Annotated in this window: 1 protein-coding gene; it reads left to right on the top strand. The window is 63.4% G+C overall.

Annotation, left to right across the window (positions count from 1 at the left end; translation table 11 throughout):
- A partial coding sequence (locus ODQ19_RS27960; protein ID WP_330211832.1) for an amino acid adenylation domain-containing protein occupies nt 1–1,067 on the top strand: 1,067 nt, incomplete at both ends.

Genomic DNA, 1,067 nt, shown 5'->3' with positions numbered 1-1,067 from the left:
CTGCTGGCGGTGCTCAAGGCCGGTGGTGCCTACGTGCCGCTGGACCCGGAATACCCGCGTGAGCGCCTGGCCTACATGCTCGACGACAGTGGCGTGAAACTGCTGCTGACCCAGGCGCATTTGCTTGATCAACTGCCGATTCCGGATGGGCTGGAAAGCCTGGTGTTGGGCGAGTCGACCTTTGAAGCCTACAGCGATGCCAACCCTGGCCTCGAGCTGGACGGCGAAAACCTTGCCTACGTGATCTACACCTCGGGCTCCACCGGTCAGCCCAAAGGCGCCGGCAACCGTCATTCGGCGTTGCTGAACCGCCTGCAATGGATGCAGGAAGCCTATGGCCTGGACGCCAGCGATACCGTGCTGCAGAAAACGCCGTTCAGCTTCGACGTGTCGGTGTGGGAGTTCTTCTGGCCATTGATGACCGGCTCGCGCCTGGTGGTCGCCGCGCCCGGAGATCACCGTGACCCCGCCAAACTGGTTCGCCTGATCAATAGCGAGCAGGTCACCACGCTGCACTTCGTGCCGTCGATGTTGCAGGCGTTCCTGCAGGACTCGGCGGTGTCGAGCTGCCAAAGCCTGCAACGCATTGTCTGCAGTGGTGAGGCCCTGTCGGTGGACGCCCAGCAGCAGGTCTTCGCCAAGCTGCCCCAAGCCGGGCTCTACAACCTGTACGGCCCGACCGAAGCCGCCATCGACGTGACCTACTGGACCTGCGTGGACGAAGGCCGCGATGCTGTGCCGATCGGCCGCCCGATTGCCAACCTGAGGTGTTACATCCTCGACAGCAACTTTGAACCGGTGCCGGTCGGCGTGCTGGGCGAGCTGTACCTGGGCGGCGTTGGCCTGGCCCGTGGTTATCACCGCCGTCCCTCCCTGACGGCCGAACGTTTTATCGCGCATCCGTTTGTCAAAGGCGAACGCCTGTACCGCACCGGAGACCTGGCGCGCTACCGTGAGGATGGCGTGATTGAGTACGCCGGACGTATCGACCATCAGGTCAAACTGCGTGGCCTGCGCATCGAGCTGGGCGAAATCGAAGCGCGCCTGCTGGAACACAACTGGGTCCG

The organism is Pseudomonas sp. AM4(2022) (genome assembly GCF_036346515.1).
Lineage (GTDB): Bacteria > Pseudomonadota > Gammaproteobacteria > Pseudomonadales > Pseudomonadaceae > Aquipseudomonas > Aquipseudomonas paracarnis.
This window is presented reverse-complemented; position numbering and strand designations above follow the sequence as displayed.